This is a genomic window from Parashewanella hymeniacidonis, from assembly GCF_016900895.1.
In the GTDB taxonomy this organism is placed as follows: Bacteria; Pseudomonadota; Gammaproteobacteria; order Enterobacterales; family Shewanellaceae; genus Parashewanella; species Parashewanella hymeniacidonis.
In genome coordinates this window covers 1-26528 of sequence record NZ_JAFEUN010000048.1, presented here as the reverse complement: position 1 = coordinate 26528, position 26528 = coordinate 1, and the positions used below count along the sequence as shown (strand labels likewise).

28 protein-coding genes are annotated in these 26528 nt (G+C 40.8%); 14 read left to right on the top strand and 14 right to left on the bottom strand.

Translation table 11 applies throughout. The features are described 5' to 3' along the window. The first annotated feature begins 66 nt into the window (after nt 1-66). Together JQC92_RS11170 and fieF are read left to right on the top strand one after the other, a co-directional pair. Nucleotides 67-516 carry a Spy/CpxP family protein refolding chaperone gene (locus JQC92_RS11170; RefSeq protein ID WP_204999729.1) on the top strand — a complete coding sequence of 150 codons (450 nt, stop codon included), beginning with the start codon at nt 67-69 and terminating at the stop codon, nt 514-516. A 76-nt stretch (nt 517-592) separates the two neighbouring features. Next, entirely contained in the window at nt 593-1462 is an 870-nt protein-coding gene (gene fieF, locus JQC92_RS11165; protein WP_204999728.1) for a cation efflux pump FieF, read from the top strand. Here the strand turns inward: fieF and JQC92_RS11160 are convergent. Next, entirely contained in the window at nt 1440-2168 is a 729-nt protein-coding gene (locus JQC92_RS11160) for an FUSC family protein (protein WP_204999727.1), read from the bottom strand. The two genes, fieF and JQC92_RS11160, sit on opposite strands and share 23 nt — an antisense overlap. 640 nt (nt 2169-2808) lie before the next feature. Between JQC92_RS11160 and JQC92_RS11155 the strand changes: the two genes are divergently transcribed. Together JQC92_RS11155 and glpG are read left to right on the top strand one after the other, a co-directional pair. Beyond that, nucleotides 2809-3366, top strand: a complete 558-nt coding sequence (locus JQC92_RS11155; protein WP_204999726.1) for an alpha/beta hydrolase — start codon at nt 2809-2811, stop codon at nt 3364-3366. After that, nucleotides 3357-4205: a rhomboid family intramembrane serine protease GlpG gene (gene glpG, locus JQC92_RS11150; protein WP_204999725.1), complete on the top strand. Its 849-nt coding sequence runs from the start codon at nt 3357-3359 to the stop codon at nt 4203-4205. Before JQC92_RS11155 ends, glpG begins: the two co-directional genes overlap by 10 nt. On the opposite strand, the gene elbB is transcribed toward glpG, so the two are convergent. Continuing rightward, complete coding sequence (gene elbB / locus JQC92_RS11145) at nt 4202-4855, bottom strand: isoprenoid biosynthesis glyoxalase ElbB (RefSeq protein ID WP_204999724.1); 654 nt, start codon at nt 4853-4855, stop codon at nt 4202-4204. The two genes, glpG and elbB, sit on opposite strands and share 4 nt — an antisense overlap. Before the next feature lie 372 nt (nt 4856-5227). Here elbB and polA point away from each other — a divergent pair, with 372 nt between their 5' ends. The 3 genes from polA to JQC92_RS11130 all read left to right on the top strand — a co-directional run bounded on the left by polA (nt 5228) and on the right by JQC92_RS11130 (nt 10480). Next, nucleotides 5228-7987, top strand: a complete 2760-nt coding sequence (polA, locus tag JQC92_RS11140) for a DNA polymerase I (RefSeq protein WP_204999723.1) — start codon at nt 5228-5230, stop codon at nt 7985-7987. Nucleotides 7988-8081: 94 nt separating this feature from the next. Further along, a complete protein-coding gene (gene proB / locus JQC92_RS11135; protein WP_204999722.1) occupies nt 8082-9209 on the top strand; it encodes a glutamate 5-kinase in 1128 nt (375 codons plus the stop codon). A gap of 11 nt (nt 9210-9220) precedes the next feature. Then, nucleotides 9221-10480, top strand: a complete 1260-nt coding sequence (locus tag JQC92_RS11130) for a glutamate-5-semialdehyde dehydrogenase (RefSeq protein WP_204999721.1) — start codon at nt 9221-9223, stop codon at nt 10478-10480. Between the two features lie 599 nt (nt 10481-11079). Here the strand turns inward: JQC92_RS11130 and yihA are convergent. After that, entirely contained in the window at nt 11080-11730 is a 651-nt protein-coding gene (gene yihA / locus JQC92_RS11125) for a ribosome biogenesis GTP-binding protein YihA/YsxC (protein ID WP_204999720.1), read from the bottom strand. Between the two features lie 167 nt (nt 11731-11897). Between yihA and JQC92_RS11120 the strand changes: the two genes are divergently transcribed. The 3 genes from JQC92_RS11120 to JQC92_RS11110 all read left to right on the top strand — a co-directional run bounded on the left by JQC92_RS11120 (nt 11898) and on the right by JQC92_RS11110 (nt 14261). After that, nucleotides 11898-12524, top strand: coding sequence for a c-type cytochrome (locus tag JQC92_RS11120; RefSeq protein WP_204999719.1), 627 nt, complete (start codon nt 11898-11900; stop codon nt 12522-12524). A 733-nt stretch (nt 12525-13257) separates the two neighbouring features. Then, nucleotides 13258-13788 carry a Der GTPase-activating protein YihI gene (gene yihI, locus JQC92_RS11115; protein ID WP_204999718.1) on the top strand — a complete coding sequence of 177 codons (531 nt, stop codon included), beginning with the start codon at nt 13258-13260 and terminating at the stop codon, nt 13786-13788. Nucleotides 13789-13790: 2 nt separating this feature from the next. Then, nucleotides 13791-14261 (top strand): DUF2489 domain-containing protein, encoded by a 471-nt coding sequence (locus tag JQC92_RS11110; RefSeq protein ID WP_204999717.1) that lies wholly within the window; start codon nt 13791-13793, stop codon nt 14259-14261. A gap of 37 nt (nt 14262-14298) precedes the next feature. Here the strand turns inward: JQC92_RS11110 and JQC92_RS11105 are convergent, their stop codons facing one another. After that, nucleotides 14299-15573, bottom strand: a complete 1275-nt coding sequence (locus JQC92_RS11105; RefSeq protein ID WP_204999716.1) for a metal-dependent hydrolase family protein — start codon at nt 15571-15573, stop codon at nt 14299-14301. Between the two features lie 191 nt (nt 15574-15764). Here JQC92_RS11105 and hemN point away from each other — a divergent pair, with 191 nt between their 5' ends. Next, nucleotides 15765-17141 carry an oxygen-independent coproporphyrinogen III oxidase gene (hemN, locus tag JQC92_RS11100; protein WP_276315794.1) on the top strand — a complete coding sequence of 459 codons (1377 nt, stop codon included), beginning with the start codon at nt 15765-15767 and terminating at the stop codon, nt 17139-17141. Between the two features lie 23 nt (nt 17142-17164). On the opposite strand, the gene JQC92_RS11095 is transcribed toward hemN, so the two are convergent. After that, entirely contained in the window at nt 17165-17866 is a 702-nt protein-coding gene (locus JQC92_RS11095; RefSeq protein WP_338049508.1) for a cytochrome b/b6 domain-containing protein, read from the bottom strand. A gap of 136 nt (nt 17867-18002) precedes the next feature. Beyond that, nucleotides 18003-18185, bottom strand: a complete 183-nt coding sequence (locus JQC92_RS11090; protein ID WP_239480521.1) for a P-loop NTPase family protein — start codon at nt 18183-18185, stop codon at nt 18003-18005. Between the two features lie 26 nt (nt 18186-18211). Here JQC92_RS11090 and JQC92_RS11085 point away from each other — a divergent pair, with 26 nt between their 5' ends. Beyond that, nucleotides 18212-18442, top strand: coding sequence for a hypothetical protein (locus tag JQC92_RS11085; RefSeq protein WP_204999715.1), 231 nt, complete (start codon nt 18212-18214; stop codon nt 18440-18442). 273 nt (nt 18443-18715) lie between these two features. Here JQC92_RS11085 and JQC92_RS11080 read toward each other — a convergent pair whose 3' ends face one another. The 6 genes from JQC92_RS11080 to JQC92_RS11055 form a co-directional block, all read right to left on the bottom strand. Then, nucleotides 18716-18925, bottom strand: coding sequence for an ATP-binding cassette domain-containing protein (locus JQC92_RS11080; protein ID WP_239480520.1), 210 nt, complete (start codon nt 18923-18925; stop codon nt 18716-18718). Beyond that, nucleotides 18925-19980 (bottom strand): ABC transporter permease, encoded by a 1056-nt coding sequence (locus JQC92_RS11075; protein ID WP_204999714.1) that lies wholly within the window; start codon nt 19978-19980, stop codon nt 18925-18927. Before JQC92_RS11075 ends, JQC92_RS11080 begins: the two co-directional genes overlap by 1 nt. A gap of 77 nt (nt 19981-20057) precedes the next feature. Then, complete coding sequence (locus JQC92_RS11070; protein ID WP_204999713.1) at nt 20058-20561, bottom strand: ABC transporter permease family protein; 504 nt, start codon at nt 20559-20561, stop codon at nt 20058-20060. Between the two features lie 81 nt (nt 20562-20642). Beyond that, nucleotides 20643-21659: an extracellular solute-binding protein gene (locus JQC92_RS11065; RefSeq protein ID WP_204999712.1), complete on the bottom strand. Its 1017-nt coding sequence runs from the start codon at nt 21657-21659 to the stop codon at nt 20643-20645. 212 nt (nt 21660-21871) lie between these two features. After that, on the bottom strand, nt 21872-22450 hold the full coding sequence (locus tag JQC92_RS11060) for a YceI family protein (protein ID WP_204999711.1): 579 nt from the start codon (nt 22448-22450) through the stop codon (nt 21872-21874). 11 nt (nt 22451-22461) lie between these two features. Beyond that, a complete protein-coding gene (locus JQC92_RS11055; protein ID WP_204999710.1) occupies nt 22462-23004 on the bottom strand; it encodes a cytochrome b in 543 nt (180 codons plus the stop codon). A gap of 57 nt (nt 23005-23061) precedes the next feature. Here JQC92_RS11055 and JQC92_RS11050 point away from each other — a divergent pair, with 57 nt between their 5' ends. After that, nucleotides 23062-23976: a LysR family transcriptional regulator gene (locus tag JQC92_RS11050; RefSeq protein ID WP_204999709.1), complete on the top strand. Its 915-nt coding sequence runs from the start codon at nt 23062-23064 to the stop codon at nt 23974-23976. 19 nt (nt 23977-23995) lie between these two features. On the opposite strand, the gene JQC92_RS11045 is transcribed toward JQC92_RS11050, so the two are convergent. After that, complete coding sequence (locus tag JQC92_RS11045) at nt 23996-24673, bottom strand: SDR family NAD(P)-dependent oxidoreductase (RefSeq protein WP_204999708.1); 678 nt, start codon at nt 24671-24673, stop codon at nt 23996-23998. Nucleotides 24674-24823: 150 nt separating this feature from the next. Between JQC92_RS11045 and JQC92_RS11040 the strand changes: the two genes are divergently transcribed. After that, nucleotides 24824-26026 carry a hypothetical protein gene (locus JQC92_RS11040; RefSeq protein ID WP_204999707.1) on the top strand — a complete coding sequence of 401 codons (1203 nt, stop codon included), beginning with the start codon at nt 24824-24826 and terminating at the stop codon, nt 26024-26026. A 400-nt stretch (nt 26027-26426) separates the two neighbouring features. Here JQC92_RS11040 and JQC92_RS11035 read toward each other — a convergent pair. Beyond that, nucleotides 26427-26528, bottom strand: a 102-nt coding sequence (locus JQC92_RS11035) for an EF-Tu C-terminal domain-related protein (protein WP_204999734.1), incomplete at its 5' end; no start/stop codon positions are given.

Here is a 26528-nt window from a genome sequence, read left to right as displayed (position 1 = left end):
TAACACCAAGTCAACCTTACGTTCAGCTCTGTAAGCTTATTGCCAGACTAATGAAAGGAGCACGATATGAAAACTTCAACTAAAGCTAAATTAACGGCATTAATGATCGCAGTTGGCGCCACAAGCATTACACCAACGGTACTCGCAGGTCAAGGCCACGATCATCATAGAGGAAGCCATAAAGTACCAATGATGAAAATGATGCGAAAACTTGATCTTACCGATGAGCAGAAGCAGCAAGCAAAAAGCTTAGTAAAGACCTATAAACAAGACATGAAGAATAGCCGTGCATCCGTAGATGATCGCCGAGCGCATTTTGATAAGGTTCTAGCTTTAGTCAAAGCGGATAACTTTGATGAACAAGCAGCAAAAGACTTGGTTTCTCAAAACAGCGATAAACGCCTTGATAAGGCTGTCGCTCGTATCAAGTTACAACACGATCTTTATCAACTGTTAACGTCTGAACAGCAAGCTAAAGCTGAAGAGTTAAAGACCAACTTCAAAAATAAGCGTTAATTATTCACGCTTTATTGGCATAAACTAAGGCCTTTGTTTACTATTATCAATAATGTAACTACCTTAGTTTTATGCCATGCACCATTCTTCAAATTATGATTTTTGGGTAAAACTCGCCAGCCGAGCTTCAGTGATTGTGGCTCTGATTCTGATCATCGCTAAATTATTTGCTTGGCTCTATTCTGGCAGTGCCAGTATGTTAGCTTCACTTGCTGATTCATTCGCTGATGCAGGTGCTTCTGTCATTAACTTTATTGCACTGCGTTATGCCATTACACCTGCCGATGATGATCATAAGTTTGGTCATGGGAAAGCAGAACCATTAGCTTCTTTAGCACAATCTGCATTTATATTAGGTACGGCGTTTTTGTTACTCTTTTATGGTGGAGAACGTCTGACTGGACCTTCTGGAGTAACCAATACCACGATTGGCATATGGACCAGTATCTTCGCCATTATTCTTACCCTGGGATTAGTACTGCTGCAGCGAAAGGCACTCAAGCACACGAACAGTAAAGTGATTAAAGCCGATTCTGTTCACTACACCAGCGACATTATGCTTAATGCAGCGGTTTTGATTGCTTTATATCTTGCTCAATATGGTTTTTGGTGGGCAGATGGCTTGTTTGCAATTCTGATAGCTCTTTATCTTGGTTGGCAAAGTCTTAACTTAGGTTACCACTCAATCCATGAGCTCATGGACAGAGATTTAGGCGAACAAGCCCAACAGCGAATTGTCAAAATTGCTACTGAGCATCCTAAAGTAGAAGGCTTTCATGACCTACGCACTCGCCAATCAGGTAAAACGGTGTTTGTACAAATGCACCTTGAACTTGATGGAGACTTAAGCTTAAGGGAAGCGCATGATATTGCTGACCAAGTAGAGAAAAACATTTCTGCAGAATTTAAATATGCCGAAGTGATCATCCATCAGGATCCTCGTTAAACTTAAATAAACGGTCGCTTAGCACAATACTGATTAAGCTAATAATGCCCCCTTCCACATTGCCTAAGGTTCTTTGCCAGGCAATATCGATTGATTGGACATGTGCGCCACTGACACCCGTCAACAACATTATGGTCACTAATCCAGCCTGAAAAAAGAGATATTTCCTGGAGGGCTGCCACCACATCAACAACAAATAAATGCACAACCAACCTTCAAGTATCCACACCCAGTTAATCTGCAATTGATAATAATGAATCGCTTGTAATGTCGATAACGAAAAAAGCACGCCTAAACTGGCACCAAAGACTCGATGGAAAAATTTAGTATGGCTGTGCTCAAAAGTCAGCTGTATAGAAACAACTGCGGCACCAATCAGTGCCTGCACCGTCAAAGATTGCAGTTCGGTAAACTGATTCACTATAACGACCACAAAAAATATTAATATGATTCGAATCGATTTAACTAAGGCTTTACCATCCCAGATTAATGATTCTCGTAACGAGCTTTCCTGTTTTAATAATGTTGTCAATAATTCGATCTCAAACCGAACATTGTCAATCGGAGCGACTCTGCCAATGTCTTTCCCGCTTTTCACTAAAAGGTTCGTCGAAACCGCAATGGCACTGCCTAGTAGGACATCCAAAGTCCAGCTCTCCCCCAACGAGAGCGCAAAACTGGCAGATGAATTCAATTCAGCAGCCATCGTAAATGCAAGAACAATCGAACAAATGAGCATTGCATATGGACGAAAACGAATCAAATACAAATAGAAACAGCTTTAAATTGCTATCAGAAACAATGCCTGCTGTATCAGAATAAAGTTACTTCCTATGCTCACAATCAAATTTAAAATGAAGATACCGAGCAGAGCTCCAGTGATGCGCTCCGTAGTTTTTAAGTAAATTTCATGGGCATAGATATTGGTCAAAATATAACAAGTAATAATACACATGTATGGAGAAGGCATTGACCATTTGTAAGATAGCCAAGCTGCTATACTGGTTGAACTGAGTATCAGTATCGGATTTGTTGCAGGAGAAGTTTTTGACATTGTGCTCATTTTTCTTTGGTGTCAATCATGATGAAAATTATAGAACTTGAGAATAAATCCGTTACACTGCTTTCATTTATGGATAAAAATTTAAATAGCCATGGTAATTCCACGTTCCTTTTTTATACTCATTTTCCTACTGTTTTCCTTCTTCTCACAAGCGACACAACAGGTTCTTTTTGATGCAAAGAGGCAACGTCCAATTTCGATTACAATTACATTGCCAGAGAAGAACAAATGTAAAACATCATCACCTTGTCACGTTGCAATCGTAAGCTCAGGGTATGGTGTATTGCACACAGAATACCAATTCATTACTGATACACTGTTGAATAACCAGTTTGCGGTGGTAACCGTTCAACACCAACGAGAAACCGATCCACCATTATCAATCACACAACCTTACCTAAAAACACGTGCAGAGAATTGGCAACGAGGGGCTGAAAACATCCGTTACGTCATTAATACGCTAACCTCTTCGTATCCTGAGCTCAACTTTGAGCATTTGACTCTGGTCGGCCATTCAAATGGTGGTGATATTAGTGCTTGGTATATTCGAAATATTTCTAAGCACGTTCATGCCTTGATCACTTTGGATCATCGTCGTGTTCCTTTACCTAGACTAAAAAACATTAGGGTATTATCAATAAGAGGGGCTGACTTTCCTGCTGATCCTAATGTGCTATATACAGCAAAGGAACTTGAACGATACCGGGCTTGTGTGGTGACAATTGAAAAATCCCGCCATAATGATATGACGGATCATGGACCGACTTGGTTAAAAGTAGCGATTAACAAATCAATTAATCGTTTTCTCAACATCAACAGTGTGGATAGCCTATGCATTTAATTGGACTTTGCCCAAATGAAAGAGTTGCTCAAACCTTTTATGATTATATGAAACTACACAATGTAGAGTGCCATCTTAATGCGCTTGAATCTGGTGTAGAGATATTCATTGCAGACGAGAATATGATCAATGAAGTCCAAAGTGAATTTGACGCTTTTATGCAGCAGCCATTCCATTCTAAATATACTCAATCTTCATGGGAAGTCGGTGATACCAACACTCGGTTCAATTACGGTTCGTCAAGCACACCTTTAGTGAGGCAATTTTTAGCCGAAAGTGGCCCGTTTTCATTGTCTATTTTCATTATTTGTGTGGCTATTTTTACTTTAATGAAGGTAGGCTTTGGGCAGCAGCTTTATGAGAGTTTATCGTTTTATGGTGCCACGAGTACCGACAGTTCGAGTCAAGTTTGGCGCTTAATCACCCCAATTTTTATCCATTTCTCACTCAGTCACATCTTGTCTAACTTGCTCTGGTGGTGGTATTTCGGTGGAAAAGTCGAAAAACGAATCGGCATTACGCCACTCTTAACACTGATCATTGCGGGAGGAATTCTACCTAATGCTGTGCAATACTGGATGTCAGGCCCAAATTTTGGAGGCCTATCAGGTGTAGTTTATGCGTTATTGGCCTACGTTTGGGTTGTCAGCCGAAAACGTCCAGACTATGGTTTGATTATGCCGCCAGCATTAATCATCGTTTCCGTTGCTTGGATCATTTTAGGTTTGAGTGGTTTATTACCTTTACCGATTGGTAATGGTGCTCACTTAGCTGGTTTTGTCGTGGGCTTAATTCAAGGTTGGGTAGACTGTCGACGTCCAGCCAAGGATAGTGTCTAAATCATTTCAATCACTTTATTCACTAACTTACTGATCCCTGCATTCGCTTCTATAATTGAGTTCGCCAGCATATAAGCTGGTGTACTCACAATTTTATTTTCTTCATCAATGACAATATTATCAACCGCCGTTGATTCATGCTGACCACCCATACAATTGAATGCAAATGCGGTATCTTCGTCATTACCGATCGTTGCTTTCGCTTTAGGACCATATATTCTTGGGATCATAATTGGCGCAATACACATAAACCCAACGGGCTTACTGGCCACTTTAAATTTATCCACAGCTTCAATCACTTGTGGCTTCACTTCGCAATCAGCACCGCTTACCGCATAATCACTTAAATTTTTTGCGACACCAAACCCCCCAGGAACAATCAAAGCATCAAACTGATCGACATCAATCTTACTTACGTCGCAGATCTCTCCACGAGCAATCCGGGCAGATTCAATGAGAACGTTTCGTTGTTGAGATTCTTCAACTTCACCAGTCAAGTGATTCACTACATGCATTTGGTCTTCGTTTGGTGCAAAACATTCATATTCAGCTCCAGCCTGTGCAATGGCTAATAACGTCAATACGCCTTCATGAACTTCAGTTCCATCGAAAACACCACAACCACTCAGTAATACTGCAACTCGCTTCATAGCTTCTACCTGTAAACTTAAAATTTGGTTATTTTATGATTGATTTGTTCAAAAAACATGCTAACTTATTTGAATGCCTTAAGGCTACAAGTTCTTAATAACATTTCATGGATGAAAATAATGATCAAAACAAAATCCACATTTTTCGATGATAATTCAAGCTAAATCACACTTCTTTTTCAACAAAGACTAATTCATAATATTCATAGACTTATGACACGGACAGATATGAGATCTTAGATCGTTCAACAGGATCGCGCATTAAAACCCACAGACTTATCCACAGGCTGAAGGCGTTTTTTCGTAGCTGAATTTTATTGTCTGTGGCAGACTATTCCACTATTCATCTTCTTTTTAAACTATTAATAACTTATGCCTACGATTGCTGAAAACCCACTCGTCCTAGTTGACGGTTCTTCATACCTTTATCGCGCTTATTATGCGCCGCCACATTTAACCAACTCAAAAGGTGAAGCAACGGGTGCAGTTTATGGTGTCGTAAACATGCTTCGTAGCTTATTAAAGCAGTACTCTCCGTCGCATATTGCTGTCATTTTTGATGCTAAAGGCAAGACGTTCAGAAATGATATGTACAGCGATTATAAAGCTCACCGTCCACCCATGCCGGATGATTTACGCACTCAAATTGAGCCACTTCATCGGATTATAAAAGCCATGGGGTTACCCCTCATCTCCATACCCGGTGTAGAAGCTGATGATGTGATTGGTACGATTGCCGTCAATGCCAGTAAAGAAGGTCGAAATGTCCTGATTAGTACTGGTGATAAAGACATGGCGCAATTGGTTGATGAAAACGTTACCCTCATCAACACTATGACTGACACCATAATGGGAACAGAAGAGGTCACAAATAAGTTCGGCGTTGGTCCAAATCTGATCATCGATTTACTGGCGTTAATGGGTGATAAAGCCGATAACATCCCTGGCTTACCTGGCGTCGGAGAAAAAACAGCATTGGCGATGCTTCAAGGTGTTGGCAGCGTGGCGAAGTTACTCGACGATCCAGACGCTGTCACTCAAGTGACCTTCCGTGGTTCAAAGTCGATGCCCGCTAAAATTAGAGATAATGCTGAAGATCTCCAACTGTCTTACGATCTTGCGACCATCAAAATTGATGTTGAACTTGAACAAGCTTGGCAAGAACTTATCCACAAACAACAAGATAAAGATGAACTGATTAAATGCTTTGGAGAAATGGAATTTAAACGTTGGCTCGCAGAGTTACTTGATTCAAGTTCAGGTGTCATTAATCACCAAACTGCAGACACTGGCGATGATGAAGCTCAGCCGGACGCTATTGATGCTGAATACGATACGATCTTAACAGCTGAGTCATTAAGCCAATGGTTAACTAAACTCGAAGCAGCTGAGTTAGTTTGCTTGGATACTGAAACGACTAGCCTAAATTACATGGATGCTAAGCTTGTCGGGTTATCGTTCGCAATAGAAGCAGGCAAAGCCGCATACTTACCTTTAGCTCATGATTATTTAGATGCGCCACAGCAATTGGATTTTGATGACACTGTAGCCAAGTTAAAGCCTATTTTAGAAAACCCTGCGATTAAAAAAATTGGCCAAAATCTAAAATATGATATCGCCATTCTGGCAAATGTAGGTATTGAACTCAAAGGCGTTGAATTCGATACAATGCTAGAATCTTACGTATTTAACTCCGTTGCTTCTCGCCATGATATGGACGGTATGGCGCTGAAATACTTAGGCCATAAAGCCATCAGCTTTGAAGAGGTTGCAGGTAAAGGAGCGAAACAACTCACGTTCAATCAAATTTCATTGGACCAAGCTGCACCTTATGCCGCTGAAGATGCTGATATTACACTTCGTTTGCATCAGCATTTATGGAGCCGCCTAGAAAAGTCTCCAGAGCTTGCTAAGGTCTTTACTGATATCGAAATGCCAGTGTTATCGATTTTATCGAAAATGGAGCGCAACGGTGTACTGATAGACAGCATGCTTTTGGGGCAACAAAGCCAAGAATTAGCACAAAAAATTGATGAGCTTGAACAAAAAGCCTTTGAAATTGCCGGTGAGAAATTTAACTTAAGCTCACCTAAACAATTACAAGCCTTATTCTTCGAAAAGCTTGGTTATCCGATCATCAAAAAAACACCAAAAGGCGCACCGTCAACAGCTGAAGAAGTGTTAGTTGAATTGGCTTTGGATTATCCACTGCCTAAAATCATTCTTGAACACCGCAGCCTATCCAAATTAAAGAGCACTTACACTGACAAGTTGCCGCTGATGGTCAATGGCAAAACAGGCCGTGTGCACACCAGTTATCACCAAGCTAATGCAGCTACTGGCCGTTTATCTTCTAGTGACCCAAACTTACAGAATATTCCAATCCGAACTGAAGAAGGCCGACGTATTCGCCAAGCCTTTATCGCTCCGGAAGGTAAACGTGTTCTTGCTGCGGATTACTCACAAATTGAACTGCGTATCATGGCGCATTTATCTCAAGATAAAGGCCTGCTGGATGCTTTTGCAGAAGGTAAAGACATTCACAGTGCAACAGCTGCTGAAGTGTTTAATGTTGAGTTTTCAGAGGTAACGACTGAACAACGTCGCCGTGCCAAAGCTGTGAACTTTGGTTTGATCTACGGTATGTCAGCTTTCGGTTTAGCTAAACAATTAGATATTGCACGTGCAGAGGCACAATCATATATCGACACTTATTTTGCACGATACCCTGGTGTAAAACGTTATATGGAAGAAACACGAGCACTGGCGGCTGACAAGGGCTATGTTGAAACGTTATTTGGCCGCAGATTATACTTACCAGAGATTAACGCTCGCAATGCCATGCGACGCCAAGCGGCTGAACGCGCAGCGATTAATGCCCCAATGCAAGGCACAGCTGCTGATATCATCAAAAAGGCCATGATTATCGTGTCAAACTGGATTGAGTCGGAAACTCACGGTGAAATCACTATGTTGATGCAGGTACACGATGAATTGGTGTTTGAAGTTGATGCTGCACATGCCGAGTCATTACAACAAAAAGTATGTGAGTTAATGGCTGAGGCTGCCGACCTCGATGTTCCCCTACTTGCAGAGGCAGGTCTAGGAGAAAACTGGCAACAAGCTCACTAAATTGCATTAAAAGAATATTGAAAAACTAAAATTAATTTTACAAGTTCGCTGAATTTTCTATGCTCATAGTTAGTTTCCTCCAGACTATGAGCATATGAATCAACACACCAAGCTTCCTGCTCGTCAATTTACACTCGTCATTAAAATTGGCACTAGCGTCTTAACTACTGGTACCCAAGCACTAAATCGTGCTCATATGGTTGAGCTATCTCGTCAATGTGCACAACTCAAATCATCTGGTCATCGAGTCGTATTGGTCTCATCTGGAGCCATTGCAGCTGGCCGTGAGCACCTTAAGTTCCCTCATCTTAATAACTCTATGGCAAACAAACAGCTGCTTGCGGCCGTAGGTCAAAGTCAACTTATTCATACATGGGAGACGCTTTTCGGTTTGTACGATATCAAAATAGGCCAAATGCTGTTAACCCGTGCAGATCTGAAAGACAGAGAGCGTTTTCTGAATGCCCGTGACACGGTCCATGCGTTACTGGCTCACAATATTATTCCTATTATTAATGAAAATGATGCCGTCGCCACCAGTGAAATTAAAGTGGGCGATAACGATAACCTTTCAGCACTTGCAGCGATTCTATGTGGTGCAGATAAATTGCTGATGCTGACCGATCAACAAGGCTTATATAGCTGTGATCCGAATACCAACCCTGACGCTCAGTTGATCAAAAGGGTAAATGACATTGATGATGATTTAATGAAAATTGCAACAGGCAGTAACTCGACACTTGGCACTGGCGGAATGACGACTAAATTACAAGCTGCGAATATCGCCACAAGAGCTGGCATTGAAGTTTTCATCACTTCAGGCTTATCCAGCAATGCTATTTTAGATAGCTTAAATAGCGATGCAAATTGCACCACCATTTCAGCCTCTGATAACGCACTCGAAAATCGCAAAAAATGGATTCTTGCAGGCCCAACCGCATCAGGTGAACTGACGATTGACGATGGTGCACTAACCGCAATAACTCAAAATGGCAGCAGCTTATTGGCAAAGGGGATTACTCGAGTCTCTGGCACCTTTAACCGCGGTGAGGTAGTACGTATTAAAAGTCTCCAAGGCACTTTAATTGCTCGAGGACTTATCAGTTACTCCAGTGACGACTTAACCAAGATCATTGGTCATCACAGCAATGAGATCCATGACATATTAGGTTATGACTATGGCAGTGAAGCTCTGCACCGTGATGATTTAGTGATTTTCTAAGGTAACGTTAAATGAAAGATCAAACATTAGAGACCATCGGACGATCAGCAAAGCGAGCCTGCATCGAACTCGCAAGTCTTCCAACAAAAGAAAAAAATGATGCACTGGCCATGATAGCGCAAGAGATAGAGATCAATACTGACCAAATTCTTGCTGCAAACGCTAAAGATATGCAGGTTGCAGCACAAGCAAATACTCCGAGTGCTTTACAAGATCGTTTACTGCTCAATCCTGAACGTCTTAAAGCCATCGTCAATGATATTCAGCATGTCATTTCTTTGGACGATCCCATTGGCTCTGAGCGTAATTTACGGGTGCTTGCCAATGGCCTGACTCTTTGTCAAAGAAGTACGCCACTTGGCGTGATCGGTGTCATTTACGAAGCAAGACCAAATGTTACCGTTGATATTGCGACTTTATGTTTAAAAACAGGTAACGCCTGCATTCTAAGAGGCGGTAAAGAAACATTACATTCGAATATTGCGTTAATTCAAGTTATCCATAAGGCATTATCAAAAGTAGGAATTTCAGATTCAGCGGTTCAATATCTTGAAAATACCGACAGACAACTGATTGCTGACTTGTTAAAGCTAGATACGTACATTGACATGATTATTCCCCGTGGAGGCCCTCAATTACAAACCATGTGCAAGCAACAAAGTACCATTCCAGTCATTATTGGCGGCTTCGGCATTAGCCACATTTTCGTCGATGATAGTGCTGAAATAACCGAATCAGTTCAAGTCATTAGTAATGCAAAGCTCCATCGTCCATCCGCCTGTAATTCTCTGGATACCCTTTTAGTTCATGAAAAAATTGCCAGCCAGCTTTTGCCAACACTACAACAAACACTTTCAGAGACAGTATTATTTGTTGTTGATAAAGCATCAGCAAATGCGATGTTCAACAACGAGAATGTCCGTTTAGCAGAACAAGGTGATTATGATAAAGAATGGTTAAGTAACACGCTAAGCATTAAAGTTGTTTCAAATATTGATGCTGCTATTGCTCACATGCACGAACATAATGCGAGCCACTCAGACAGTATTCTGACCAATAACTTGCAGCACGCCGAGCAGTTTCTGAATCAAGTTAATTCCGCCGCGGTGTACGTTAATGCTAGCACTCGATTTACTGACGGCGCTCAATTTGGACTCGGCGCTGAAGTCGCTGTCTCTACACAAAAATTACATGCTAGAGGCCCAATGGGGTTAGAAGCACTCACAACGTATAAATGGATAGGTAAAGGTGATTACTTGATTAGAACCTAGATCGAGTTCACATAATTGCATCGTTTTTGTAAAAACTGTTTTTCAATTTGAAACAAAGCGATTAATATTAGCGTTGTAGGGTACAGAGGTTAAGATGTTCTATCTTTCAGACCTTTATTTAATCACTTTATAGTGATAAGCCAGATTCGGCGCCTCAGCTTTTTAGCTGGGGCTTTTTTTCGTCTGTAATTTATCATTTCTCATTAATCATATCTTTTAAATTCACATTTTTTAATATTATTTCAGACATCATTACCATCAAATTTAGTCATGAGCAGATAAAAGAATTGCATAAGTTCATACGCTTACATAACGTTTAAAACAACAGTATTAAAATACGGTTAAACATCGATATCATCTCATAGAAACAGTTTAGAGTTTTTACTTTAATTTTTGAAATTTTCAGGTATGCTATGTCTTGTTGAGCGCCATCAAATGTATTTGATGGAACTTGAGTCTTGTTGAAATTTTTAGCTTCTCCCCAAAAGAGCTAATTTATTTTTTGCCGGTGACAATTGTTACCGGTTTTTTTATGGTCGAAGATTTTTCAATAAAAAAGCCGACAACATATGCCGGCTCATATACAACTGATGTTCAAGTCATTCCGATGCTTCTGTTTCAACGGTATCCATATGATTTTGATACCAAGAATTAAGTACATTGTAAACTTTAGGCTTTCCAAAACCTTTCATTGATGAAAACGGCTCAACAAGCACTTTTTTATCAAACTTAGCCAGTTTTTTACGAACTTCATTGACCGCTTTCATACGAGCACTTTGCGCTAATTTATCGGCCTTAGTCAACAAAGCCAGAACCGGCAACTCACTTGCTACAGCCCATTCGATCATTTGCATATCAAGATCTTTCAGAGGGTGACGAACATCCATCAAAACCACAACCCCTGCTAAACTTGATCTCTCTTGTAAGTACTCACCTAAGGCTTGTTGCCATTTTTTTTTCAAGGCGAGTGGAACTTGAGCAAAGCCGTACCCCGGTAAATCCACCAAACGACAATGTTCATTTATTTCAAAAACATTGATTAATTGAGTTCTACCCGGTGTTTTACTGGTTCTTGCTAAGCTTTTTTGTTCAGTCAGTGTATTTAATGCACTTGACTTACCTGCGTTAGAACGCCCAGCGAAAGCGATTTCTATGCCCTGTTCAGCGTTCAAGTGCTGATCCAAATGTGCAATGTCTGGGGCACTGATTAGAAACTTAGCTTTACGAAAATCTAACTCTTGGTCAGCCACTTTTTACTCCAATTTTCAAACGCAATACTATAATTATTCAAGGATTGCTTACTTTTCCACGTTTTCGTGTAGAATATTAGCTTGATCACAATATTTGTATGTTATCACGCTTGCGGGTCATCCTAGTAAGCTCAGGACAATATTTCTTAAAAAGAAGTAGGAACGCCATGAAAAAGTTAGTTTTAGTGCTGTCTGTTATCTTTGCCGCACTTTCTGTGTCTGCACAAGCTGCAGAAGGTAACGCAGAAGCCGGTAAAGCAAAAGCTGCCATCTGCGCCGCCTGTCACAGTATGGACGGGAACAGTATGGTACCTCTGTACCCTAAGTTAGCCGGCCAACACGCCCCTTACTTAACCAAACAATTACATGACTTTAAATCAGCAGCTACCTCTGGTGGCAAAGAAGGTCGTAACGACCCTATTATGGCTGGTTTTGTTATGGCTTTAAGCGATCAAGATATGGCTGATCTAGCCGCTTACTTCGCAAGCCAAAAAGTTACTCACACTCCTGCAGCTGAATTTCCTGCAATAGGTAAGAAACTGTACGAAGCAGGTGATGCTGAGCGCGGTATCCCAGCTTGTATGGCATGCCACGGTCCAGCCGGTAAAGGTATGGGACTAGCAGGCTTTCCATCGCTTACAGGGCAACACGCTACTTACATCAAGTCTCAGCTTAATAAATTTAAGATGGGTCAACGCCATAATGATTTAAATGGCATGATGGAAGGCGTAGCAAAAAAACTTAACGATAGCGATATCGATGCCATCACTCAATATATTGCTTCTTTAAAGTAGTAAGTGATTGATTAAAAAAAGGGTGTGTTGTGGCATCCTTTTTTTAAATCAAAATAATGACGTTAACGTTAACGTCAATCTAAAATTAAATTTATTGACTTTCTTTTGTAACTTGGGTTTAATGCGCCCTGTACCGAGATGAACCCAACTGTTCATAAAAAAATAACATTTATCTATTGAGCAGGTTTCGGACATTACATTTAAGATATAAGAATAAAGTTAAATCAATAATAATAACATTCGTTAAAACCGCTCTCTAAAAATAATAAGAGTCGTGGCTTTAATTTAAAGCCCAGGTTATCAATATTGTAAGGAACGACTGATTTTAGTCACTTAGCAATTTTGCACTTCCTTACACCTTTGAGGTATTTGATTATTTAGAGTTGAAGGATTCAATGATAAATACAATAAATGCACTCACATCAACAATAACATGGATGGTTAGCTCTGCATCACAGACGATGTACTGATGACAAATGTCGTCAATCTAAAAGTCACGATAGTGACACTAACAAAAAGCGTCTGGAAGACCAATAATAATAAGTTCGATGCAAGGAAAGCTGTTAGTCAAGATACCGACCGGGAGCGTCGCTACGCAAGTATGGATACTTGGGATCAAGAATAAGGTGTCCTTGACACTCAAAACTATAGGCTGCAGGGTCAAATCTGCAGCCTTTTTCTTTTGTGATACAATACGCTCAATTTCCTATCCATTAGCTCTCTGAAGAACACTATGGCACGCAGTAAAAAAACTCGTAAAGTAAATGAAAATGCGCCTAAGCATGCGCCAAGAACCAAAAAAGCCGATCGCCAAGTGATCGGAAAGAAACGTAACAATGGTAAAAAGCCAGGAAGTCGTCAAAACGAATCCCAGTTAAAATCTGACTCACGTGTTGCTGGTATAGCAAAAGATCCACGACACGGCAGTAAAAAAGCCATTTCGTTAACGGTTGAAGCCGCTAAAAAAGTCGCTTCTTCACCAAAACCTAAACAGCCAAAAATGGATGATCAACAGCGGTTGCTGCAACTGGAAGAAGATCCAAGACTTAACCAATTACTGGATCAGTTAGAAGAAGGTCGTGTACTCGCTGCTGAAGATGAGAAGTGGTTGAATACTCAATTAGACGAAATGGAGCGTCTAATGGAAAAATTAGGCTTAAGTGCTGAAGATGATATAAAGCCAGCACCAACGGATAAAGACGAACAACTGTTACAACAGTTTGAGTCAGGTGAGTCAGCGTTAGATATGTATCGTCAGGACTAATTATGGTTACGGCATTATTTATTGTTGGTTTCATCATTATTGTGAGTCTTACAGCTTATGCCACTAAGTTGATGTTACAGCTGCGAAAGCAAACACAAGCTAAAGAACAGCTTAAACAACAAAAGCACGAACAAGCTAAGGCCAAGAAAGAGTCCATTCTGGAAGATGTTCGCTATATTGCTGCAGCGATGCTTGAAGACCGCTGTGAGCTGTCTGAAGGCGTCGTGCGTATTGCTCGTTTATTTGAAGTCATTTCATTAACTGAGCAAGTGAATGTTCGATACCCAATGCTATATCAACACTTTGAAGTGATCCGCAAGCATCCTATTATGGAGCACCGTAAAGCATTGCAGAAGCGTGAACGCATGCAACTGGATATGCAGCGTATGAAATCTGAAGCCGCCTTAGAAGCTGAAATTTTAAAAGAAGCGGAGAGCTTGCAACATTTTAAATTGGAAACCGTACTTCATTAATGAGAAAGAGCAGCTTCTGCTGCTCTTTTTGAAACATTTACTGTTTTAAGACCTTGCCCGCTTTAATGACCAAGTTTGGCGCCTCTAATAGCTCAACCTCTTGCAACGGGTCGCCATCGACACCAACCAAGTCAGCCCACTTCCCCTTAGCAATATGACCAATATTGTCTTCACCAAGTCGCTCTGCCGCTACGTAGGTCGCACTTCTGATCGCCTCAATCGGAGGCATTCCAGCATCTACCATCAACTTGAATTCTTTGCCATTCTCACCATGAGCAAATACTCCTGCATCTGTGCCAAACGCGATAGTTACTCCAGCTTTATATGCCTTAGCAAAGGTTCCTTGAATTTTTGGACCTATAGTGGCGGCCTTAGGACGAACCACTTCAGGGAAGAATCCATCTATTTTTGCTTTTTCAGCTACATAGGCACCAGCACTCAATGTAGGAACAAGCGCAACATCATTCTTCTTCATCAAACTGAATAACTCGTCATCAAGGTAGGTCCCATGTTCAATTGTATCGACCCCTGCAAGAATGGCTCGTTTAATACCTTCTTTTCCATGACCGTGAACGGCGACTTTAAAGCCGTAATCTTTTGCTGCAGTCACAATTGCCTCAAGTTCATTATCAGTAAATTGAGGATTTTGACCGCTTTTGGCTACTGATAACACACCACCAGTAGCAGTAATTTTAATGAGATCAGCACCTTCTTTATAACGTTGCCTTACGGCTTTAAATGCGTCCTCAACGCCGTTGATAACACCATGTTTAGGCCCAGGATCACCCATTAACTCAAGATTGCGGCCATTAGTGTGATCGGCATGACCACCCGTGGTTGCAATCGAGGTTCCTGCGGTATAGATTCTAGGGCCTTGAATGTAGCCCTTTGCGATAGCGGTTCTCAACGCCACAGAAGCATTTCCCGAGTCGCCTAAATCACGAATCGTAGTAAAGCCAGCATCAAGTGTTTTTCGTGCATACAAGCTGCCACGTAGCGCAATGTCAGCGGGATTCAGTGTAAATGGTTCCATGTAAGACTTAGGGCCACCTTGATAGGATAAGTGTGTATGCATATCGATAAAGCCAGGCATCACAGTGCCCTTACTATAATCAATGACAACATCGTCACTTGAAGGTGTTACAAACCCAGCTTTGATGGCGATGATCTTGTCATCTTTTATGATAATGGTCTTGTTCTTAGACGGCACAGCATGCTTACCATCAATGAGCTGACCGGCATAAATCATGGTATCAGCCAATGCATTCACGCTGAGTATCGTCAAGCTGGCTGCGAGTAGGGTTCGCTTCATATTATGTTTTCCGTTTTCTTCTTGTTTTGTAGCATCCTATCGTAAACCTTAACTTATTAACAAACTGTAAAAAACACATGATTTATATCACTGTCAAATTCACAACCTGCTTTAGATCAAAGTTTTGGATCTTGAGTTAAGGCATACTTCGCTCAATTCTACAGATTTACCCTAAAGCCGGAGGAAAGGTTTTGAGTCATTTACCTACAATTAGCTGGGATCAGTCAATGATCGAGAAGTACAACTACAGTGGTCCTCGCTATACCTCTTACCCAACCGCTTTAGAGTTCGATGATAGCTTCAGCCACCAGCAGCTATTGACGGCGATTGAAACCAGTAACAGCCGTCAACTATCGCTTTATATCCACATTCCATTTTGTGCCAAGCTTTGCTATTACTGCGGCTGCAATAAAATAATTACTCGCCATAAGCATAAAGCAGAGCAATATCTTGAGTATTTAAAGACAGAAATCATCAAACGTGCGCCTTTATTTAAAGATTATCAAGTGACCCAAATGCATTGGGGGGGTGGTACACCAACCTATTTGGAGCCAGAACAAATCTTGTGGCTTACTGAACAACTGAAATCTGCTTTTAACTTCGCTAATAAAGGTGAATATTCGATTGAAATCGACCCTCGTGAAATTGAGTTATCTATGTTGGATACGCTCAAAGAAGCTGGCTTCAATCGTATTTCTGTTGGGGTTCAGGACTTTAATAAGCAAGTTCAGGTTGCAGTTAATCGCGAACAAGACGAACAGTTTATTTTCGATTTAATTGGCCGAGCCAAAGCACTTGGGTTTGTTTCGACTAACGTAGATTTGATCTACGGTCTACCACATCAAACACCTGAAAGCTTTGCTAAAACCATTGACCGCATCATCGAGCTTTCGCCTGATCGTTTATCGGTTTTTAATTACGCTCATCTGCCTTCACGTTTTGCGGCGCAACGTAAAATTAAAGATGCAGATATGCCGGCACCACAAGCTAAACTTGAAATTCTGCATCAAACCATTGAGTCACTAACGGCTGCTGGTTACCAATTTATCGGCATGGATCATTTTGCTAAACCTGATGATGAACTCGCTCGCTTACAACGTGAAGGTAAGCTGCATCGAAACTTCCAAGGTTACACGACTCAAGAAGAATGCGACTTACTTGGTTTAGGAGTGTCATCCATCAGCCAAATTGGCGATTGTTATGCTCAAAATCAAAAAGAAGTGCGAGAATATTACCAAGCGATTGATGATAACGCACATGCGCTATGGAAAGGTTGCTCACTGGATCGTGATGACGAAATCCGCCGTGCAGTGATTAAACAGCTGATCTGTCATTTCGAACTCGACATGGCGCAAATGGAACAACAACTTGGTATTGAATTTGAAAGCTATTTCGCAGAAGACTTAAAGCTACTGCAAACCTTTATTGATGATGAATTGGTTAGCTTAAACAACCGAGTGTTGAAAGTGAGTCCAACAGGCCACCTACTCATTCGTAATATTTGTATGTGTTTCGACAAATACTTTAGAGACAAAGCCCGTCAACAACAGTTCTCGCGAGTCATCTAGCATTTGCCATTATAAGGCTGAAGTCATTCGTCTTCGGCCTTCCCTTCTATGATTTTTTTCCCCGAAACCATTGCTGAAATGAGACCAGGATGCAGAGTAACCTCAGTTTTAACCACTGCCCATATATGCATTATGAGTATGAACATTAGCAAGTAAACGCTGTAACGATGAACATTGCCCATGAGTGATTTGAAAGGTCCGAGTTGCAGCTTCGCTGACGGGTCAACATAAGTATCATTATAAGGCTTTATTTTAGATGGTAACTCACCATGCTCCGCAATGAATGCCTGCACAGTCGACCCGAATGGCGGATAATAAATATCCGTGCCCGCTCTAACCAGCCCTGTAATCATGATAACACCCAACAAAATAAACATGAGCATAACCGAAACTCGACCTAAAGGTGTGTGCCCCAAATATTGCGGTTTGTGACCTTTGCTTATTCGAGTTTGATAATTGGATAGTTCACTGAGGCTTGTTCGTTTAAGGCTTAGCTTGGGATGCTTAGGGCCGATTAGCCCCCAACTAATGCGCAGCAATAAGTTGATGCAAAAACCATAACCTATCAATACATGCAGAGTTTTTAGGCCTACTTTAGCTTCTGTGCCCGTAATGCCTAAAGCGGATTTATTCATCATGAGCAGACCAAGAGCTATTAATGTAAAAACAAAAAATACATTTAGCCAATGAAATATTCGCCGAGGCAAATCCCAAACGTTATGCACACAATTGGTCACATTAACAACCGCTCTAATTTAAGTCATCATAATCCAGAGTATAGAGATGAAAGCTTAACTAGACATTAATTAATATCAATTACTGTAATTGGTATAACAACAGATGGATAGATTATTAAGTGGGCTAGCTAGTTGTGATGAGCTTGCCATCTCTCATTTCTACAATGCTATCAGCAAAAACGTCTGCTTCTTCCTTCGAGTGAGTGACAAAAATGGCCGTAACCCCCTGTTCTAAAAAAATCGATTTTATCTCAGTCATAATATTTAATTTTAAATGACTGTCGACATTAGAAAATGGCTCATCCATTAACATAATATTTGGCTTAGGTGCTAATGCGCGCGCAACAGCAACACGCTGTTGCTGACCACCTTAGAGTTCGTGTGGATAGCGTTCACCGTAGCCTTGCAAGTCCACCAGCATTAAACATTCCTCTACTCGAGTTGTTTACTGGTGCTTACTCAATGTATTTAAACCAAAAGCAATATTTTCTGCTACCGTCATATGGGGAAAAAGTGCATAGTCTTGAAACACAAAACCGATATTTCGAGATTGCGTCGGTTTAAATTGTCGCCCCTCTACATATTCTCCAGCAATAGCAATATTACCGGTATCAGGTTTAACCTAGAAAACTCAGTTGGGTACGTTTTCAAGCGCAGAAAAAATTATCGGTAGCAAGGCAGAACGTGCAGCAAGTAGTTAATCTACTTGCTGCACGTTCTAACGTAGATAACGGCAATTTTAGCCAGCTTGTAAGCGTAGAGCGATTCACCCAATAGGTGGTAAAATTTAATCAGATTATTTTTTTACTTTCATAAGCTTAAAAAGTTATTTAGCGTTCAACTGAGTTTTTTAGGTTTAAGTAAGCCTGCAACTAATTTTAGCACGGTCGTTTTCCCGCAACCGCTGGCACCTAACAGACACAAGGTTTCACCTGCATTAAGTGACAAAGAGAGATCAAAAATAATCTCATTGCCTCCAATTTTATAATACAGGCTCTCTAATTTCAGCATGGGTGTATCAATCATTTGTTGTCGATCTTGTGTCATTAGAGTTGCTCCATTTTTCTAGAAACGAAGGTGACAGGAATTAAGCTTAATAAGATGATCAGTAAAGCACTCAAAGCGCCGACTTCAAGCTGCTCATCGGAGGCATGTTGATAAACATACGTAGCGAGGGTTTCAAAATCAAAAGGACGCAATAGTAGGGAGGCGGGTAATTCTTTAATACACTCAATAAACACCAATACAAACGCACTGAACAAAGCAGGCTTTAAAATGGGTAATTGAATTTGAGTCCATAAGCGCCAGCGAGATGCACCAAGCGTTGTTGCGGCTTCATCAATATTGGTTGGCATTTGCTGATAAGCTGAACTGACTTGACCAATACTGATGGCCGCAAAACGAATACTGTAAGCCAAGATTAACGCAAACACGCTCCCAGAAAACAGCAGTCCTAAACGCTTATTAGTTAACGAGTGATACCATGTATTTAGCCATTTATCTAAGCCCGTTAGTGGAATGAGTACCGCAATCGCTAGCACTGTTCCCGGCACAGCATACCCCAGCGAGCTGATATTCAATACACGACGGTTTTGTATACTTGGTTTAGCTCTTAAATTGAAGTTTACGATGAGCGCCATTATCACGGTGACCGCAGCGGCAATGCTTGCTAGCTTAAGCGTTTGCAATAAGTATTGCCATTGATCGCTTTCAATATTCTGCTGCCAATAATCAATAAGGTATTGAATAAGGTGAACCACAGGTAAAACAAAGCCAAAAGCAATCACGATAAGGCAGCTAAGCCAAATACCGATTTGTAATTTTAAACTCGCTTGTTGTCGACTATTTTTACCTTGGTCGTTTTTTGCCGAAAAAAATCGTTGCCGTCTGCGACTGTAACGCTCAAAGACTACAATCATCAATACAAACATCAGCGTAAGTACAGCAATTTTAGACGGAGTAGCTAATGAGCCGTAGACTAACCAAGTGTCATACACTGCTGTCGTTAATGTGCTTACGGCGAATAGCTGCACAGTACCAAAGTCGGCCAACGCTTCCATAGCCTCCAGCGTACAACCTACAGCGATAGCAGGGCGAATCATAGGAATTGTACTTTCCAAAAGATACGGGAAGAAGAGGCGCCTAATGTCGCTGCTGCTGCAGTTAAGCTCTCAGGTAATTACCTAAATGCATTGTAAGCCAGTAGGAATAAATAGGGATACAGAGCCAAACCCAGTACAACCCCTTCACCCCAGACATTACGAATGTCCAGCACCCTATAATCCTGCGCCGTTTGCCAGCCAAACCATGCTCGTAATGTGGTTTGGATTGGACCTGCGAAATCGAGCCATTCTGTCAGAATATAGCCATTAATATAGGCCGGTATTGCCAAAGGTAGCACCATTAATACATTCAGCAGTAAGCGCCCTTTAAACTGATAACGGCTACACCACCAAGCAGGTAGAATGGCAATCGCTAGCGCAGTAACAATCGCAATGAACGTAACGCCAATGCTGTTGACAATGTAGGTCAGTAACACATTGTTAGGAATATCATCGAGCGATGCACCCGCATCACCGATGAAAAACGCTTCAGCAACCAGTGCCAATAGCGGAATAAAAACTAAGCTGGCACATAGCAAGCTTAGAATATTGGAAGCGTTTATTTTTTTTCGAATCGACACTATCAATATCTTTATAAAATCTTTTATTTTCAGTGCCCGGATTGTAACACCCCATTAAATAATAGGAGTGACGATTTTTTACTATAAATCAAAGCCTACTTTATCTACCAGTTTTAACGCCTTTGGACGATACTCAGCGACTTTCTCTAATGGCAATCCATCGGCTTTGTATTCACCCCAGCTTTTTACTAATTTCGAGGGTGCCACATTCGGGTTTACTGGGTACTCCATATTAAGCTCTGCATATAATGCTTGAGCTTTATCACCCTCTAAGAAATCAATCAACTTTTGCGCCGCATCTTTATGGGGTGCGTGTTTCGCAATGACTGCACCTGATACGTTAATGTGTGAACCACGATCGGCTTGATTCGGAAAGTTTAAGTTAACGGCATTAGCCCAAGCAATTTGTTTTTTGTCTTTAAGCATTTTACCGAGGTAGTAGCTGTTACCTAATGAAACGTCACATAGGCCTTCTTTGATCGCCTTAACTTGTGCTCGGTCATTACCTTGTGGTTTGCGTGCTAGGTTCGCTTTAACACCACGTAACCAGCTTTCTGTTTCTGCTTCACCGTGATGGGCGATCATTGACGCAACTAAACCTAGGTTATATGGATGCTTGCCACTGCGAGTACAAATTTTTCCTTTGAACGCAGGTTTAGCCAGATCTTCATAACGCATGGCAGATAAATCACCTGCACGTGCTTTCGATGAATACACATTACGTACACGCTTAGTTAACGCTAACCAGTGCTGATCAGAATCGCGGAACTGTGGTGCAATCTGTGATTTGATTTCAGGTGTTACCCTATATGCTTGAGTTAAATCTTCATCTTTTAACTGTAACAACTTAGAAAAGTTTGAGGTTAACACTACATCGGCTGGTGATAACTCGCCTTCACGCTTTAAGCGCTGAATTAACCCTTTCTTTGCAAAAACCACTTTGGTTTTAATGCCAGTTTCTGTCGTAAACTGTTCAAGAATTGGCTTTATCAGGAAAGGTTGACGAAACGAGTAGATATTTACTTGTTCATCAGCAGCCTGTGCTGATGTCGACATGATGCCACCTGCGAACAATAATCCCGTGAGTATTCGTTTCATCTTATTCTGTCCTTCGCCCCTTAATGATAATGATTCTCAATAATACATGTGCAGCGGTGCATTTTATAGCATTTAGATAAAAAAATGCCGCTCAATTAATGAGCGGCATTTTAAGCTTGATAAACGTTTAACTTAAATAACTCAGTTGGGAAGATTGATTTACGCAGATAAAATTTGTGCGTTTAACTGTTTCATTTAGGTTTAATTTATTTTTACAAACGAATTCCTTCAATGGCTAATTCGAGTTCAACGTGAGTCGAGGCTGGGCCCAGGTTATATTCGATACCATAGTCAGACAATTTGATTTGTGTCGTACCGACAAAACCAGCACGGTATCCTCCCCAAGGATCTTTGCCTTCACCTAATTTTTCAATTGGAAAGCTGATGGTCTTGGTTACGCCATGAAGAGTAAATTCTCCAGTAACTACACCGTGAGTTTTATCATCAAACTTAATCTTCGTACTATTAAATGTCGACGTTGGATATTTACTGACATTTAAAAAATCTTTATTACGCAGATGCTTGTCACGCTCTGCGTGATTAGAGTCAATACTGGCAGTATCAATCTCAATATTGATATTCGACCCATTTGGATTCGATTCATCCCAAGTAAATTTACCATCAAATTTATTAAAGCGGCCGTATAACCAACTGTAGCCTAAATGCTTAATTTTAAAGTTTACGAATGCATGAGCACCTCGTACATCGACTTGATAATCTGCGGCATTTACTACCCCTGAAAACCCTAATACAGTGGCAAACGCTGCCGCTAATAATGTTGTTTTTTTCATTTCCATTCCTTTTACGGCAATATCCGCTTTAATGTTTCATCTTTATCAATAAAATGATGTTTTAAGGCTGCAGCAGCATGTAAAGCCACCAGACTAATGAGCGTCCAAGCAAGGCCCCAATGTATGATTCCAGCAATATCCTCTTGCTGCTCATGCATACTCGGCATCGCCATGACCTCAAACACGCCAAATACATCTATACTACGACCATCGGCTGTTGAGATTAGATAACCAGAAATCAGAAGAGTAGCAAGAATCGCATATAACAACCTGTGTGCGAGTTTTGCAGCTTTATTCACCACTGCAGAATTACTTTTAATATCTGCTGGAGGTTTCGAGTAATAACGCCAGATAATTCGTAGAGCTAAAACGCCGATGACCATAACGCCCATCGCTTTATGCAATTCAAGTGAGCCTCTGTACCACTCATCGTAATAACTCAATTCAACCATATACAGACCTAAGCCGAATAACCCGAAAATGGAAAGCGCCATTAACCAATGAAGTGATATCGCAATAAGGCCATAGCGGCTATGAGTATTCTTTAACTGCATTCTACTTTCTCAATTTACTCAGAGCGTTAAGATTAACCAGTTTTTTATTGGATTAAAATGGACAATTATGGAAAACTATTGTTCACTTATGAACAACTGATATTCCTTATGAACGACAACTGGGACGATTATAGAAGTGCTTTCGAAGTCGCAAAAGCAGGCAGTTTAAGTCAGGCAGCAAAGCACTTGGCCCTATCTCATTCAACGTTGATCAGGCATATCGATCGCCTAGAGGCACACTTAAATACAAAACTGTTTATCAGGCATCAACGAGGCTATCAGCTTACAGAAGCTGGACATATCTTATTGCAAGAACTTCCGAATATTCAGCACCAGTTTTCTCGCTTGCAAGAGCGGATTCAAAATACCACTGAAGAATTGTCTGGTGAAATCGTCATAACCACGGTCCCCAGTTATGCGACCCGAATGCACAAAGCATTTAAAGCATTAATGGACGCTTACCCCAATGTCCGTCTCACTATGTTAGCGACCGACGAAGTTATTTCACTTGCTGCGGGAACCGTACATGTTGCCATTCGCCCTGGCAATAGACCCAATAGCAACGATATCATCACCAAGCCACTAGCCAGTGCCCAGCTCAAACTCTATGCCAGCAATAACTATCGTAAATTACACGGGTTACCCGAATCCATCGATGATGTGAACCAGCATTACTGGATCATGCCAACGGGCTTTAAACGGTCAATCCCCGTGTTTAAACCACTTTTAGAAGCCATACCTCTGAATAACATCACTTATCAGTCCAACCACTTTTCAGACATGGCAGGTGCTATTTCAGCAGACATTGGGATAGGCATTGCCACAACCAACATAGCCAAAGACAAGGGATTGATTGCGACACCATTTCAAATCGAAGGGCACAGTGAGCAAAGTTGGTTTATCTATCACAAGGACTTAAGAAATAACAGCAAGGTCAGCGTACTGTATGATTTCTTACAGCAATATTTATAGCCTTGATTTTTACCCAAGCTTATCTTGCTAAGGTGATCTCAGAAATATAGCCTTTTTCTGCTTGTGGTAAAGCATTCACAATCATGTCAGCTGCCTCTTCTGCCGACATAAAAGTGTCGGTCGGATAATCAACATCTGAATGATCCCAAAACGGCGTATTCATTCCTGCAGGATAAACAGACACAATCCGTAGCTTAGAGCCTTTTGCTTCCTCTCGTAAAGATTCTGTAAAGCCTCTGACGCCCCACTTAGCCGCACAATATATGCTTTCGCCTGCTTTACCTTTTAGCGCAGCCGTAGACATAATGTTGACCATTGTGCCACCCGCTCGTTTCATCGGTTCAAAAAGTGTTTTGCAGGGATTAATAACACTTAACAAGTTGTTACTGAGCGTGCTTTCAATCTCTTTTGAATTTAAATCTGTTAACTGACCGAATAACCCAGAACCAGCGCAATTGATAAGCATCGTTGGCGCACCGTTTGCTACCATAAGTTCATCAAGGAAGTGTTCGAGAATAAGATTGTCAGATACATCTATGCATTGCACATCAATATATTCTGCCGACAGTTTTTGTAACTCGATTAATTTTTTGCTCTGTCGACCCAATAAAAGCATTTTCTTTTTCTGAGTTAAGAGTTCTTTTGTGATGGCCTGACCTAGTCCACCCGTTGCGCCGACAATTATAATATAAGACATAGTGACATCCATCGAATCCAAATGAGCAGAGTATGAATAAAACCGTTCAGCTTTTTCAAGCCAGATAAATAATTAATTTTTATTCACTAAAGTCTAAACCAAAGTTCATATTGTTATCATACAGATAAGAGAATTAATTTGAGATAAAATATGCTTCAATATGCGACACAACCAGTACCTATACCTCCCGAATACCATGCTAATGGTTCCATATCAATAGATAGAATTCGGAAATTACTCACCTCCGATTTAAAGGCAGCAACCGAGTTAGGTTATAGAGATCAATTGTTGGAGCTTTTTAGAACAAAAAGTAAAGTAGAGTTTCTTAAAGAAACCCACGCAATGCTGCACCATAACATGTGTTTTATTTACCGTGGAAGTTTCGATCTCCCAAGACCTGATTCTGCTTTCTTTTTGAGTGATAGAGTGGACTGTTTATCTGCATTCTCAAATTTAGAGATAGGCATTAAACATAAGTTTGAATGGTTACAATGTAAACTAAAAGCAGATATTGCAAAAAGATTGACCTTTCATGATGACGCTCTCACGGGAACTCAAGCCATTTATTTAGATGGTGAATTACAGATATCTCAAACATTAACTGAACAATTATTTGCGGCACGAATTGAGAATAAAGATTTATTCTTTCATATTGTAACTTTGTCTGCGCTACACGCTAAACAAAACTTACATGAGTTTAATCTTCTACTACAATCTATGAAAATGGCACCTTTGTCAGAAGAAGCATTTTCAGATCCCAACCAAGTAGACGGAAACTTATTACCAGCACTCTGTCAGTTTTATTTTCAAACCTCAGGTCAAATTGCCCCAATAAAAACTTTACTGTTAAGGCTTAATATTACCAGAGACAATTGGCAACCTATTTCAGAAGAATTTGACAAAAACATGGAATTGTTAAAAGTTCAATGCGATGAATTTGAAACAATGACACCAAGAGAAAAAAGTGAGCGAAAGGACTTTTTAAACAGAAGAAATATGGCCTTTACTACATTCTTAATGGTTTATATCAGTTATCAAGAAGAAATTCGCCAACCACCATCATTGATGCCAGAAGTCGATACCCATGCAGAACAAACACATCAAGTTAAACCCACATCTCACCAACAAGAGCAGAGAAGCCTCACCCATATAGCACTAAGAAGTTTGCAAAGTTGTACCTCAAGGTTGTACCAATCCATCGAACTCAGTTGTATAGCTGATCCCGCAGGTTTAGACTCAGAGCCTTTAACAGCCAAAGGGTTAACTTCTTTGGGTTTAAGAGATCGATACCAAGCAATAGAGCAATCACACAATAAGAAAACTGTGACTGAGAAACCCACTGTATATCCCTAGAGAGCGTTCTCGATTAACTATTTTGATTTGCTGTAGTCGATTTTCGATTTGTTAAGGCGACGAATGTGAAGTGCAGTTATTCTGTATAAACATTAGGCAATAAAGAACAAACAAATAAAATAGACACAGCCCTCCGGGTTACGCCTAAATTTAAAATGACTCATTGGGAACGCCCTCTACAAATGTCGATATTACTCAACGATTTTTGCTACAACACCAGCACCAACTGTAAAGATCCGGTTACTTGTCAGAGCCAAGTGGCGTTCGCTTACTATTTTTCAGCCATTGGGCTGAAAAGCTTAACGTACTCACCCTTCAAGTGAAGATGGCCTTACTTTATTTTATCCATTAAAAAAGGCCGCCTAAGCGACCTTTTTTCTGTGTTCACTAAACGTCGATATTACTCAACGATTTTAGCTACAACACCAGCACCAACTGTACGGCCACCTTCACGGATTGCGAAGCGTAAACCTTCGTCCATCGCGATTGGGCAGATTAGAGT